14 protein-coding genes are annotated in these 13,585 nt (G+C 40.9%); 10 read left to right on the forward strand and 4 right to left on the reverse strand.

Annotation, left to right across the window (positions count from 1 at the left end):
• Positions 1 to 301: 301 nt before the first annotated feature.
• Positions 302 to 1,012, reverse strand: a complete 711-nt coding sequence (locus tag HKX40_RS00510) for a hypothetical protein (protein WP_171587610.1) — start codon at positions 1,010 to 1,012, stop codon at positions 302 to 304.
• A gap of 7 nt (positions 1,013 to 1,019) precedes the next feature.
• Here HKX40_RS00510 and rpoN point away from each other — a divergent pair, with 7 nt between their 5' ends.
• From rpoN to HKX40_RS00550, 8 genes are all read left to right on the forward strand, one after another.
• Positions 1,020 to 2,441 (forward strand): RNA polymerase factor sigma-54, encoded by a 1,422-nt coding sequence (rpoN, locus tag HKX40_RS00515; protein ID WP_171587611.1) that lies wholly within the window; start codon positions 1,020 to 1,022, stop codon positions 2,439 to 2,441.
• A gap of 178 nt (positions 2,442 to 2,619) precedes the next feature.
• Positions 2,620 to 2,835, forward strand: a complete 216-nt coding sequence (locus HKX40_RS00520; RefSeq protein ID WP_171587612.1) for a (2Fe-2S)-binding protein — start codon at positions 2,620 to 2,622, stop codon at positions 2,833 to 2,835.
• A 157-nt stretch (positions 2,836 to 2,992) separates the two neighbouring features.
• Complete coding sequence (gene bfr / locus HKX40_RS00525; protein WP_171587613.1) at positions 2,993 to 3,463, forward strand: bacterioferritin; 471 nt, start codon at positions 2,993 to 2,995, stop codon at positions 3,461 to 3,463.
• Positions 3,464 to 3,882: 419 nt separating this feature from the next.
• Positions 3,883 to 4,947, forward strand: coding sequence for an ABC transporter substrate-binding protein (locus tag HKX40_RS00530; protein ID WP_171587614.1), 1,065 nt, complete (start codon positions 3,883 to 3,885; stop codon positions 4,945 to 4,947).
• A 20-nt stretch (positions 4,948 to 4,967) separates the two neighbouring features.
• On the forward strand, positions 4,968 to 5,771 hold the full coding sequence (locus HKX40_RS00535) for an alkaline phosphatase family protein (protein WP_171587615.1): 804 nt from the start codon (positions 4,968 to 4,970) through the stop codon (positions 5,769 to 5,771).
• A 6-nt stretch (positions 5,772 to 5,777) separates the two neighbouring features.
• Positions 5,778 to 6,611 (forward strand): ABC transporter permease, encoded by an 834-nt coding sequence (locus HKX40_RS00540; protein WP_171587616.1) that lies wholly within the window; start codon positions 5,778 to 5,780, stop codon positions 6,609 to 6,611.
• Positions 6,612 to 6,613: 2 nt separating this feature from the next.
• Positions 6,614 to 7,399: an ABC transporter permease gene (locus tag HKX40_RS00545; protein ID WP_171587617.1), complete on the forward strand. Its 786-nt coding sequence runs from the start codon at positions 6,614 to 6,616 to the stop codon at positions 7,397 to 7,399.
• A 9-nt stretch (positions 7,400 to 7,408) separates the two neighbouring features.
• Positions 7,409 to 8,404, forward strand: coding sequence for an ABC transporter ATP-binding protein (locus tag HKX40_RS00550; RefSeq protein WP_171587618.1), 996 nt, complete (start codon positions 7,409 to 7,411; stop codon positions 8,402 to 8,404).
• A 408-nt stretch (positions 8,405 to 8,812) separates the two neighbouring features.
• Here the strand turns inward: HKX40_RS00550 and HKX40_RS00555 are convergent, their stop codons facing one another.
• From HKX40_RS00555 to HKX40_RS00565, 3 genes are all read right to left on the reverse strand, one after another.
• Positions 8,813 to 9,352, reverse strand: coding sequence for a hypothetical protein (locus tag HKX40_RS00555; protein ID WP_171587619.1), 540 nt, complete (start codon positions 9,350 to 9,352; stop codon positions 8,813 to 8,815).
• Between the two features lie 17 nt (positions 9,353 to 9,369).
• On the reverse strand, positions 9,370 to 10,977 hold the full coding sequence (locus HKX40_RS00560; protein WP_171587811.1) for a peptide chain release factor 3: 1,608 nt from the start codon (positions 10,975 to 10,977) through the stop codon (positions 9,370 to 9,372).
• A 105-nt stretch (positions 10,978 to 11,082) separates the two neighbouring features.
• On the reverse strand, positions 11,083 to 11,721 hold the full coding sequence (locus HKX40_RS00565; RefSeq protein WP_171587620.1) for a LysE family transporter: 639 nt from the start codon (positions 11,719 to 11,721) through the stop codon (positions 11,083 to 11,085).
• Between the two features lie 340 nt (positions 11,722 to 12,061).
• On the opposite strand from HKX40_RS00565, the gene HKX40_RS00570 reads away from it, so the two are divergent.
• Both HKX40_RS00570 and HKX40_RS00575 read left to right on the forward strand, forming a co-directional pair.
• Positions 12,062 to 12,670 carry a LemA family protein gene (locus tag HKX40_RS00570; RefSeq protein ID WP_171587621.1) on the forward strand — a complete coding sequence of 203 codons (609 nt, stop codon included), beginning with the start codon at positions 12,062 to 12,064 and terminating at the stop codon, positions 12,668 to 12,670.
• Positions 12,667 to 13,575 (forward strand): TPM domain-containing protein, encoded by a 909-nt coding sequence (locus HKX40_RS00575; RefSeq protein ID WP_171587622.1) that lies wholly within the window; start codon positions 12,667 to 12,669, stop codon positions 13,573 to 13,575. Before HKX40_RS00570 ends, HKX40_RS00575 begins: the two co-directional genes overlap by 4 nt.
• Positions 13,576 to 13,585 lie beyond the last annotated feature (10 nt).

The following is a 13,585-nucleotide window of genomic DNA, read 5'->3' on the forward strand; positions in this document are numbered from 1 at the left end:
AAGAATCTAAAAATCCAAAGTGGCTAATAAAAGGCTGACGAGCACCACCAAAGCTCTAGGCTCGGCAACCGATCACTAGGTCTAGCAGTAGCAGAGAAGAATACGCACAAAGAGACGCATCGCTGAGTAAGCGATGGCTAAAATCCAAAGAGAATGTGTTAGTTTGCGTATCCATAAATCTTATTATGGACCTAAAAATAGGAAAAAATCAAGAGGTAAAAACCCGAAATTGTGAATTTAGAAAATAAAACGTTGTTTTTTAAACAAGAAAAGCCAGGCTGGGTTGCCTGGCTTAAATGCTTTATTTTTTATTGTCTTCCATATCCAAAGAAATATCTGAAAGCAATTTTTGTACGTCATCCAGTTGCTTCTTATCTGCATCTGTGAGTGTAGTTGTGGAGTTTGCCGCAGGCACAGCGGTCTCAGAGGATTCTGATTGTGACACAGAAGAATCCGTCAATGTTGCTGGTACATGAGCAGAAGTCTCTATTGCGGATAATCCCAATAAAGCACGTTGTTGACGAATCTGATTAATACGATTAGCTCGGCCAGAACGCAGCTCATGACGTGTATCATAAAGGTTTTTAATGGTGATAGGCTCCTTTTGATCCCCCCATACCCAGATAAGTACTTCCTTGGCACTTTGTGAAAGTTGAGGAAGAAGGTTTTCCATTACAGTTTGTTTGGGTACAATAGAGCCTGCTTTGTTCATGCTTTCTTCTAGGTAACTAGAAAGAATAAAATAAAGTACGATAGTGCCAATAAGCACAATTCCCCACCAGATGTATTTATTAATACTGTTGAGGTATTCTGTGATTTGAGTACTGTAATTTTTTAAGAAAGCATAGTCTTGCTGTGCACCAAAGTCTAATATCCAGTGGGCAATCCACGCCCAGAGGGCAATGGCGATAATAATCACCACTGAACGCAGAATAATGCGTGGCAAGGCTAGACGAAATAACGTTTTACTTAGTAGTGAAATATCGGATTTTTTTGAAGCTGATGGTGTCATAGGGATAATGTCAGTAAGTTTACGCCAAGGAATCACCGCCACAGTTAGCCAACAAATGGTGATGACTGTTCAACAACAGCAGTCATTAAAACTGTTGCAATGCTCATCACAGGAACTTGAGGTAGAGCTGAAAAAAACTCTACAAGAGAATCCTTTGCTTGAAGTCGAATCTGCCTCTTTTGACGAAGCGGATGGTGTTGCTGCGTCTACAGAAGACAACTCAGAGCTTTCAGACGAAGTTTATTTCTCTTCCTCGGATGAGGAAGATTATATTCCTGAAATGACTGCTCCTATTAGTTTACAAGATTATTTGCTGGAACAGTTAGGAACAAGCCAAGCAAATGATTTTCAAAAAATGATTATTAGCTATCTCATTGGTGATTTAGATGACAATGGTTATTTAAGTACCTCATGGGATGAGTTGCTTGCTTTGTTGGAGCAGGCTCTAGGACAAGAGGTTGTAGATAAAGAACAATGGTCTTTAGCCTGTGAGGAGGCATTATCTATCCTACAAGGCTTTGAGCCGTTTGGTGTGGGGGCACGTTCTTTGTCTGAATGCCTGTTGTTGCAGTTGGATGCTAGTCGATTGGCGTTTGAAGTGGATGAAGAGGTGTTATTCATAGCACGTACTATCTGTGAACGCGGACTTGAAGCATTGGCTCAGGCAAATTTACTGTCATTGGAGGAAATGACACATACGGATATTGAGCATATTCGTCAGGCACATCAGTTGATTAGACGGCTAGATCCTCGCCCAGGTAAACGCTATAGCACGCCAGAGGCTGATTTAGCAATTCCTGATGTGTTGTGTCGTTTAAAAGATGGTCGTTGGGAGCTTACACTTAATCCACAGGTACTGCCACGTGTGCGTATTAATCCAGAGTATGAGCAATTGCTTAGCGTCATGGATAAAAAGACATTAGCACAAAGCCCTGAACTGAATGAGCAACTCAAGCAAGCACGTACTTTTCTTACCCAGTTAAACCAACGTTTCGGTACGATTCTAGCTGTTGCGCAGACCATTATGCAGGAGCAATATGATTTTTTTGCACAAGGCCTATCAGGCTTAAAACCTCTAACGCTCAAAAACATTGCAGAACAACTTTCTTTGCATGAATCCACTATTTCTCGTGCCATTAATCAGAAATTTATTGCTACACCCCATGGCGTGTTTGAATTAAAACGTTTTTTTAGCAGTGGTTTAGCAACTCAAGAGGGGGAGCAGACCTCATCCACCTCTATTCAGCAACGCATCAAATACTTAATTGAGCAGGAATCTAAAGAAAAACCGCTATCTGACAGCAAATTAACAGAACTCTTAGCAAAAGAGGGTGTGGAAATTGCTCGTCGGACAGTGGCTAAATATCGTGAAGCAATGGGTATTCCTACAGCTTCTTTACGTAAAGCACAAGCTGTATTGACAGGATAAATACTGCCAGATAAAGACTACGGGTTTTGTTGTGAGTATCGAACAAGCACTCGGCATTGTTGCAAAAAATTACAAATTGGTTAGTAGAAACCTTAATGAGAGTAATTATTAATTGACAAAAAAAGAAAATAGTATAATAATCGTTCTCATTAAGAATTATTTATGGATAGGTATAGCCATGTTCGTGTGTGTTTGTAATGCGATTAGTGATAAAGCGGTTCGTGAGGCCGTTGCTAATGGTGCTCGCACTCTTGCTGACTTGCAAGCCCAGCTTGGCGTTGCAACCTGTTGTGGCTGTTGTGCGAGCTGTGCTGAGTCTTTTTTAGAGCCTCAGGTGGATGCTTCTGTTTTGCAGGCAACTGAAGTTTCTCCTCCCTGGAAAAAAGCAGCTTAATTTTAGTTAAGCCCTTTTATTTCGTCTAATCTAAATTAGAATAGTTATTATTCGTTTGATAGCTTTTATTAGAGCCATTCTTGAGCATTTTTGATGACTTGAGAGTGGCTTTTTAGCATGCTAGAATGGGTACCATCAGATTTAAGAGGAGCTTAATATGAAAGCAGCAAATGATGTAAATAAATTGCTTAATAAAGTACTTAAAATCGAACTTACAGCGATTAACCAGTACTTCCTCCACGCTCGTATGTTGAAAAACTGGGGTCTAGAAGGTCTAGGTAAGCATGAATACAAGAAATCCATCGAAGAGATGAAACACTCTGATGCGATTATTGAACGTGTATTCCTACTTGAGGGACTTCCTAATTTACAAGACCTTGGCAAGATTCGTATAGGTGAAGATGTAGAAGATATTATTGCCTGTGACTTGGCACTAGAGCATGACCTACATGCAGAGCTTAAGGCAGCTATTACACAAATAGAGCAAGCAGAAGACTTTGTAACTCGTAAGTTATTGGTTCATTTGCTTGATGAAAATGAAGAACAAATTGACTGGTTAGAAACTCAACAAGACCTCATTAAATCCATGGGCTTGGAAAACTACATCCAAAGTCAAATGGAAGACTGATTCTTCTGATGTTTTACCCATCAAAAAGCCAGACCTTGTGTCTGGTTTTTTTGTGTTCAATAAAAATCTGAAGATTTTGTTTAAGGACGGGATGATTAGTATCAGACGGGTAAAAGCATCAATCTCTAGGGAAAATATTCACGCTTTGAAAATCACTAAAATGGTGAATCTGCACTATTTTGTATAGATAAAATCATCAGTTAAAGCTATCACTCTACTACACTTTTAGTCAAAATTATCAAAATCTTCTTAAAAAATATGATGTTGTCGTAAATTTGTCATATTTCTCCCCTATGCTAGCAAAAACGCTAATACGCTTTTTATGACGAATGTAATATATTCTGAAGATAACAAATATATTTACTCGTATTTGTAATGTAAAAAATATTACACACCTTTAATTTGCATAGGAGATGAATATGCGCATTCTTAATAAGACCCTTTTCGCTGCGCTAACAGCTACAGCCCTGTCGTTGTCTATTAATGTAGCTAAAGCTGCTGATATTAGTGCTCTGGAAGCAGCAGCCAAGCAAGAAGGCGAGGTAAATAGTCTTGGTATGCCTGATAGTTGGGCTAACTGGAAAGACACTTGGGAGGACCTAAATAAGAAATATGGTCTTAAACACGTAGATACGGACATGAGTTCAGCACAAGAGATTGCTAAGTTTGATGCAGAGAAGAAAAATGCAACGGCTGATATTGGTGACGTAGGTGCTTCATTTGGTCCTATTGCTAAGAAAAAAGGTGTGACACTTGCTTATAAGACAAGCTACTGGGATGATGTGCCAGCATGGGCAAAAGATGATGAAGGTCACTGGATGCTTGCTTATACAGGTACTATCGCTTTCATTGTTAATAAAGAAACAGTAAAAGACATTCCTCGCAGTTGGGCAGATTTGCTAAAAGGTACTTATAAAGTGACAGTGGGTGATGTGAGTGCTGCTGCACAAGCCGTCAATGGTATCTTGGCAGCTAACTTTGCTTTGGGTGGTGATGAAAAAGACTTAACTCCAGCCCTTGAATTCTTTGCAAAATTAGCAAAACAAGGCCGTGTGGGTAATGTAGACCCTAGTATCACTAACCTTGAAAAAGGTGAGGTGGATATGGCAATTCTTTGGGACTTCAATGGTCTAAACTATCGTGACAAGATTGACCCAAAACGTTTTGAAGTGTTGATTCCTTCAGATGGTTCTGTGATGTCTGGTTACTCAACCATTATCAATAAGTATGCTAAGCATCCTAATGCAGCGAAGTTAGCTCGCGAGTATATCTTCTCTGACGAGGGTCAAATCAATCTAGCACGTGGCTATGCACGTCCTATTCGTGCAGAAAAGATTAAATTACCTGAAGATGTTGTAAGCAAATTGCTTCCTGCTGAACAATATAAGAGTGCACGTCCTATCAAGGATCCTGTAGCTTGGGAGAAAACTTCTAAGAAACTTCCTCGTCAATGGCAAGAGCAAGTTATTATGAATATGAAGTAATTGCTTGATGGGGAAAGGTAATGAAAGTAGTACTCGTGTTATTGGATGGATTGAACTACGCCACAGCAGACCGCTGTTTGGGACATCTTAAAGCACTTTGTCGCAAGGGATTGGGGCAGAGCTATATTGTACGCAGTGAGCTTCCAGCTCTCTCACGACCGCTTTATGAATGTGTCCTGACGGGGGTTACGCCGGTGGACAGTGGTGTCGTCAATAACCGAGTAGTACGCCTTTCTTACGAAAAGAGCATTTTTCATTATGCAACGGCAGCTGGTTTAAAGACTGCAGCTGCCGCCTATCACTGGGTGAGTGAACTCTATAATCGCGCCCCATTTGTGGCTCCACGTGATCGTCATACTGATGATGAGAGTTTGCCTATTCAACATGGGCACTTTTATTATGCGGATCAATATCCTGATTCGCATTTATTTGCTGACGGCGAGAGTTTGCGCTTGCGTCACAATCCAGATTTTTTATTTATTCACTCAATGAATATTGATGATGCTGGCCATGTTTATGGTCAGGATACTCGTCAGTATCGTGATTCTGCACGTGCTGTGGACAATATCATGTCGGATTACATTGCAACTTGGTTGGCAGAAGGGTATCAAGTGATTATTACTGCAGATCATGGTATGGATGATGATGGCAACCACTGCGGAGACTCTGATGTTGAAACTTTGGTGCCTTTCTTTGTTTTTGGTAGTGGATTTAGTTTAGATAGCCAAGCGACAATTAAGCAGACAGAGATTTGCGGCACGGTTTGTCAGTTGCTCGGGGTTGCGCATGACAAGCCATTTAGCAGTACTTTACTAAAAGGATAAATATTCATGAAAGGCAAAGGCATCGCTCTTTTAGTCTGTATACCCTTTGTAGTGTTTTATCTACTTTTCCAAGTGGCTCCTCTTATTTGGGTAGTAATTAATGGGTTTCAACTAGAAGATGGTGGTTGGGGATTAGAGAATTTTGAGGAGATTTTAAGCTCAAAATTTTATCTACAATCTATTCAGTTTTCTCTTGAAATTTCTGTTTGGTCAAGTTTATTAGGGTTGGTAATTGCTTTTTTAGGCAGTTATTCTCTTAGTGCTTTACGACCCTCCAAGTTAGGCGATTTTATTCTATCGTTTAACAGTATGACAAGTAACTTTTCAGGGATTCCACTCGCTTTTGCTTTTATTATCTTGCTAGGTGTTAATGGGGCTGTAAATATTTTTCTACGCCAAAATGGTTTTGATATTATTGATATTTATGGTAAAGAGGGTGTCATTATTATCTACACCTATTTCCAAATCCCATTGGCTGTATTGCTGCTCTATCCTGCTTTTGAAGTGTTACAAAAAGAATGGCAAGAGGCGGCAGAATTACTTGGTGCCAGTGTACTGACTTATTGGCGCAAGGTTGCGATTCCTGTGTTGATGCCTGCCTTATTTGGTACTTTGGTGATTTTATTTGCCAATGCTATCGGAGCCTACTCTACAGTATATGCTTTGAGTAGCGGTAACTTTAATATCGTACCTATCCGTATTGGTTCGCTGATTTCGGGTGATTTATTCCTCAATCCGTATATGGCAAGTGCACTTGCCTTTATGTTGGTGATATTAATGCTATTAGTGACTCTAGTACATCGTGTGGTATTAAGTCGCTATAACTACCAAGGAAAATAACCATGAAGAAGTTTAGCTTAAAAACCTATTACCATCAGTTGGTTGTTATCCTATTATTTTTGATTCTGCTCTCGCCTATTTTTGCTACTTTCTTGTATTCCATATCAACCTCATGGGGGGCGACTTTGTTGCCCGATGGACTAACTCTAGATTGGTATTGGAAGTTATGGAGTGATGAGCGTTTCTTGGCGTCTTTATGGCGTTCATTGTGGATTTGTTTTGCCTCCGTTTTTATCGCCATCTTATTTACTTTTCCAGTGATTTTCGTGACGAACTATTATTTCCCTCGTCTCAAGTTGCTGATGAATTTGGTGATTATCCTACCATTTGCAGTGCCACCAGTGGTATCTTCAGTTGGCTTATTGCAGCTATATGCAGATGATCCTTTGCCGTTGACTGGGACTCCGTGGATTTTGATAGGGTGCTATTTTATGATTGCCCTTCCCTTTATCTACCGCTCTATTGAGAACAATATCCAAGCGCTTAATATACGTGATTTAGTAGATACTTCTCGTTTGCTTGGATCCAGTACAGTGATGGCAATTTTAAAGGTGATTCTACCAAACTTACGTGATGGTATGTTGTCAGCGATTTTCTTGTCATTCTCCTTTTTAATTGGTGAGTTCTTGTTTGCCAATATGTTGGTGGGAGGGCAATATGAAACACTACAAGTTTACCTTTTTAATATCCGTTTTAAAGGTGGTCATTATTCAAGTGCGCTTGTTATTTCTTATTTCTTGTTGATTTTATTTGCCACCTTGATTGCGAACCGCTTTAGTAAAAAGTAGAGGTACAAAATGTCTTATTTGCAAGTTGCGAATCTTAATAAACACTATGGTGATAATGTCATTTTTCAGAACATTAATTTTTATGCTGAAAAAGGCGAATTTGTGACTCTACTTGGTCCTAGTGGTTGCGGTAAATCAACCTTGTTGCGTTGCATTGCAGGTTTGACTGATATTGATAGTGGTTCTATCACATTAAATAGTCGTGATATTACTCATATGTCACCACAAAAACGTCATATCGCTATGGTATTCCAAAGTTATGCCCTGTTTCCTAATATGACAGTTCAGGAGAATGTGGCCTTTGGTCTTAAAATGAAAAAAGTGCCTGATGCAGAGATTAAGCAACGTGTGGCACACATCTTAGAACTGGTGGAATTAGGGGCTTATGCCGATCGTTATACACATCAGTTATCCGGAGGGCAAAGACAGCGTGTGGCTTTGGCTCGTTCGTTGGTGACTAATCCTGATTTGCTACTATTAGATGAGCCTTTATCGGCACTAGATGCCCGTATCCGTCGCCATTTACGTGAGCAGATTAAGGCTATCCAACAAGAACTTAATTTAACCACAATTTTTGTGACCCATGACCAAGAAGAAGCATTGGCCATGTCAGACCGTATTGTGCTGATGAACCAAGGAAAAATTGAGCAAAACTGTGATGCAGAGACTCTATACCTCGAACCTGTTAGCCATTTTAGTGCTGGGTTTATTGGTAACTATAACATTCTATCTGCTCAAGAAGCGGGGCGTTTATTAGCACGTCCGATGGGGCATGATATTGCAATCCGTCCAGAGTCCATCCAGTTGACTATGGCTAGTCAAGAAAGTTATGGCGTGGGTAAAGTTGTTGATCGTAGTCTGCTGGGTAATATCATCCGCTACCGTGTAGCAGTACATGATATGGAGTTGCAAGTTGACTTATTGAATCTTTCTAAAGAGTCTATGCTACCTATAGGAGCATTAGTGAATTTACAAATTCAACAAGAGCAGATTCGTGCGTTGTAACTGATTAGTGCTGCTATAACTCTATTCTTGTGTAAACTTGTTTTGATGCTATTCCCTTATCTAAAGGGGGTACTGCTGCAAAATAGATGGAAGGTTTATCAAGGCACAGACAATTAGTACTAACATCACGATTTGACGGACTTTTTTACAAGGGTTTATCATAATTATCCTCAATATAAATGATAATCATTCTCAATTATATAGAAGGAATATAATTTTGACAACCCTTTTTTTGGATTATGTACTTTGCCAACATGCAACTTTCTTGATGAAGGTTTTTTACTTAAAGCCTCTAGTTTGCATACTCGTACATAAAAAATAGCCTTGAACTCACAAACTCAAGGCTATTAAATCTTCACAAAGGGTTTTAAGTATTCAACTGCATTAAAAATCTACAATAGTATAGTCTTATCGTGCAGGACAATCATCTACGCGTCCCCATGCCTTATTGGCACCACAATAGTGCTCACGAGTCTCACCCACACATCTAGCCCTATCAAAGAATCCTAATTGACGGCAGGCGGCCATCTCGCGTTGGAAGTCTGCTTGCCAGCCTGACACATTGTTATTTGGAGCTGGTTGTATGGTTTGTCCGATAGGACGAGTATTTACAACACGACTTGCAGAATCAGCATTAATCACTGAGTCTAAGATAAATGGAATAGAGTCTGTTTTATCTTCAGAGAGGTTTTCTGCTTTGATATGCCAGTCAATCTCAGGCATGGCTTCTGGCAAACCTATACGACCACTCATTAGTAATTGTGGAGGTTGGCGCATCAAAGGTACTCCATTTGCATCAACAGGGGGTGCTGGGTCATTCTCATTAATATTTGGAAGGTTGGCCTGTTTAGGAGCGTGAGCAATCAGCCAATCGCCTGTGTATAGACCACCTGCGGTTGCAATGCCTGCCAACACCAATAGAGTAAAAAGGAGTATACGCCAACTCATGATACCGTCCTTATACGTTAATCGTTATCGCGAAATACCTGACCGCCATGTTCACGCATGGCATGGAATTTAATATCAGGATTAAGTTCTTCGGCTACTCTTAATTGTGCCATAGAACTAACTAAAAAAGCAGGAGCATCGACCACATCATAGGCAATATGTTGTGCATTGCTTGCCATAAATTTACGTAAAGCAGCAGGGTTATCGCTAGTAAACCAACGAGCCATCGTGTAGCGAGAAGGCATTAAGCGTGCATCTACCCCATATTCTGTCTTAAGGCGATGAACTACCACCTCAAATTGGAGTTGTCCTACCGCACCGAGTAATAAGGCTCCACCTGCTGCCTCTGGTCGGAACACTTGAATAGCTCCCTCTTCACCTAGCTGTGTAAGACCTGTACGAAGTTGCTTGCTACGCAGAGGGTCTTTTACCTCTACTGCTTGGAATAATTCAGGAGCAAAAAATGGTAATCCCGTGAATTGCAAGTTCTCACCTTCTGTCAAGACATCCCCTAAGTGTAGTACACCATGATTAGGGATACCAATAACATCTCCTGCATAAGCCTCATCTAACAGCTCTCGTCGTTGTGAAAGGAAAGACACTACGTTATTAGGTCGGATTTCCTTGTTGGTACGACTCACTTTAAGACGCATACCACGTTCAAATCGTCCGGAACTCACACGTACGAAAGCCACACGATCGCGATGTGCTGGGTCCATGTTGGCTTGTACTTTAAACACTACCCCAGTGAACTTAGGTTCATCAGGCTCTACTATGCGTTGCAACGCTTGGCGAGCCCCAGGTTTAGGAGCCCATTCAACAAGGGTGTCTAACACTTCTTGTACACCAAAATTATTGACTGCTGAACCAAAGAATACAGGAGTCTGCTTACCTGCTAAAAATTCTTGGTGAGAAAAGGACGGTGCGGCTTCTTGGATAAGTTCAATTTCTTCTAAGGCCTTATCATAGTAGGAGCCGAATTTCTCTTTGATAATAGGATTGTGAAGCCCTTTGATAAATTCGCTATTCCCATCCAGACGCTCTTGCCCAGCTTGGAATAAACGCATTTGGTCATTGCGTAGGTCGAACACGCCACCAAAGTGCTTACCCATACCAATAGGCCATGAAAAAGGAATCGCATCCATGCCAAGGTGAGATTCGATTTCACTTAATAGGTCAAGAGGCTCTTTTACCTCACGGTCTAGCTTGTTGACAAAAGTGATAATCGGAGTATTACGTGCACGACAAACTTGCAATAGACGGATAGTTTGAGGCTCAATACCGTTAGCAGCATCAATCACCATGATGGCAGAATCTACGGCTGTTAATACGCGATAGGTGTCTTCAGAGAAGTCTTGGTGCCCTGGAGTATCAAGTAAATTAATCACACAGTCTTTATATTCCATCTGCATGACCGAAGAGGCAACCGAAATACCACGTTGCTTTTCAATTTCCATCCAGTCAGAGGCAGCATGACGGCTGGCTTTACGCGCTTTTACGCTACCTGCAATCTGAATCGCTCCTGAAAAAAGAAGGAGTTTTTCAGTTAACGTAGTTTTACCCGCATCAGGGTGAGAAATAATGGCAAACGTGCGACGACGAGCAACTTCTTGTGCTATAGACAATGACGACATTGTGAGTTAATCAATCCTAAACTATAAACGCTCTATTTTAAACGTTTAATGAGGGATAAATCACAGTAAATAGCGATTAAGTGTAAAACTCTGTGATTAGTGAGGAGTTGTGTCTGGACTCATTAACCCCATAAATACAGCGGCAGTAATAAACAACACCCCAAAAATCTTATTGAGAGCTGCTGCCCGATGCGGTTGACGCATAAATTTCATAATACGTGAAGCTAAACCAGTATATCCTGCCATAATAATCATGTCCGCTGCGACCAAGGTGGCACAGATGATGATATATTGAGGAATATGAGGCGCGTGCAAATTGAGAAACTGAGGAGTTACAGCAATTAAAAACACGGCTCCTTTGGGGTTGGTGAGGTTAACTAAAATGCCTTGGGTGATTAATTGTAAGGGTGATAGTAACAGTGGTTGAGTCTCATCAATTTTAATAATGGCAACAGGCGAGCGGTATTGCTTGTAGCCAAGATACAGTAGATAAGCGACACCTGTCCATTTCACAATCTCAAATGCGATGGGTGAAGTAGCTAGAATAGCACCAACACCAATTACACTGATGACATATTGAGCCGCATAACCAATAGCCAGCCCTACTGCATTCCAATAGCCTCTTCCAAAACCAAAGCGTAAACCTGAAGCCATTGAAGAAACAGCCCCTGGACCAGGTGATAAAGAAATCGCAAAAGATGCAAAGCATAAATTCACCCAGACTGCCCAAGTCATGCTGAACTCCAGAAATAAAGATAAAGACATTCACTATATAGGAGAGCGACATCATTTGGCAAGTGGTGGTACTATGATTGTGGTGAAATAACAAATAGGGATGGTATAGAAGAGGTTTGTTATACAATCGACCTCTACTCCCATGTAATCATCATAGATTATTATGACCTTATCAAGTGGTTTAGCATTTGTGTAATTGAAAAAAACAGATTAGACTGAAAAGGTGTTTAATAAGTGGTGCATTTTGCATAATAGTCATTGGTAGAATCGGTCTATATAGGTTATATAGGCGGTTTATGGGTTGTTACGCACCTGATGTGCTAGTTCTTAAGGAAAATATATGAAATTTTTACGTGTGTTAATGATGCTATTTATCTCAGTGATTCTATCTGGTTGTGGTTATAACCAGATTCAAACCTTAGATGAAAGTGTTAAAACGGCTTGGTCTGAGGTGCTTAACCAATACCAACGTCGTGCCGACTTAGTGCCTCAAATCGTTGCTAGCGTTGATGCGTATATGACGCATGAAAAAGATGTTTTAACGCAAGTCACTGAAGCGCGAGCTAAAGTGGGTTCGTTACAAGTTTCCCCTAATCGTTTACCTACTGAAGAAGAAATGAAGCAATTCCAAGCTGCGCAAGGTCAAATGACCTCGGCATTGTCGCGTTTATTAGCAGTATCTGAGAATTATCCTGATTTAAAAGCGAGTGGTTTGTTTAGCGATTTAAACGTACAACTTGAAGGAACAGAAAATCGTATCGCGACAGCACGCACTCGCTATATTCGTGAGGTACAAGCTTATAACACTTATATTCGCCAATTCCCTCAAGTGATTATTGCGAAGATTTTTGGCTATTCAGTTAAGCCCAACTTTGGTGTGGAGAATCAAGCTGAAATTATGAAAGCACCTAAAGTGCAATTTAGTAATAGCCCAGCAAAAGCACAATGATGAAAAAGACTTTCTTTAAATGGATGGGTGCATGGTTAATCAGTCTGTTGTTAGGCTGGTGTCATTTGCTTTTTGCGGCAGATGAGGTCCCCATCCCAGCATTGACGGGCTATGTTGTCGATACTACAGGAACACTGACTGCGAGTGAGCAAAAGGAGCTTATTACTAAATTAAAAGCCTTTGAAGAAGAAACAGGCTCACAAATTTTTGTCCTTATGATTCCTACTGTGCAACCTGAAACCATAGAGACCTATGCGGTGCGAGCTTTTGAGTCATGGAAAGTGGGACGTAAAAAGGTGGATGATGGTGTGCTTTTTGTAATTGCAAAAAATGACCGCCGTAATCATATCGAGGTCGGCTATGGCTTGGAGGGAGTGATTCCTGACGTGACTGCCTCGCATATTCTTAAAGACTACGTAGCACCTTTTTTTCAACGAGGGGATTTTGCTGGGGGTATTGATAGTGCTGTTACACAACTCATGCATCTCATCAAAAAAGAGAATCTTCCCCCTCCAGTTGCCTCTGAAGATGAGTTTGAAAGCTGGGAAGAGTATATTCCCTTTGTAATGGCTGGTGTTGTTGCTTTACTTATACATCCTCTTTTTGGTGCTATTGTATGTATTGGTATGGGGTACCCTATTCTGGCTATTGTTGTGTTTGTTGTGACGTTAATTATTCGTCGTCTTTTCGGCTTATCATTGTTTGCAGTAGGAAGTCCAGCAAGTAGAGGTCGTCGTTTTTCTCGTCGCAACCCCTGGGATGATTTTGGTGGTCGTGGTGGCGGCGGTGGCTTTGGTGGCGGCTTTGGTGGCGGCTTTGGTGGCGGCGGCTCCAGCAGTGGGGGCGGTTTTGGTGGAGGAAAAGGCGGCTCCAGTGGTGGGGGTGGTGCTTCTGGAAGTTGGTAAAAATCCATTA

Source organism: Pelistega europaea (assembly GCF_013133775.1).
Classification (GTDB): domain Bacteria; phylum Pseudomonadota; class Gammaproteobacteria; order Burkholderiales; family Burkholderiaceae_B; genus Taylorella; species Taylorella europaea.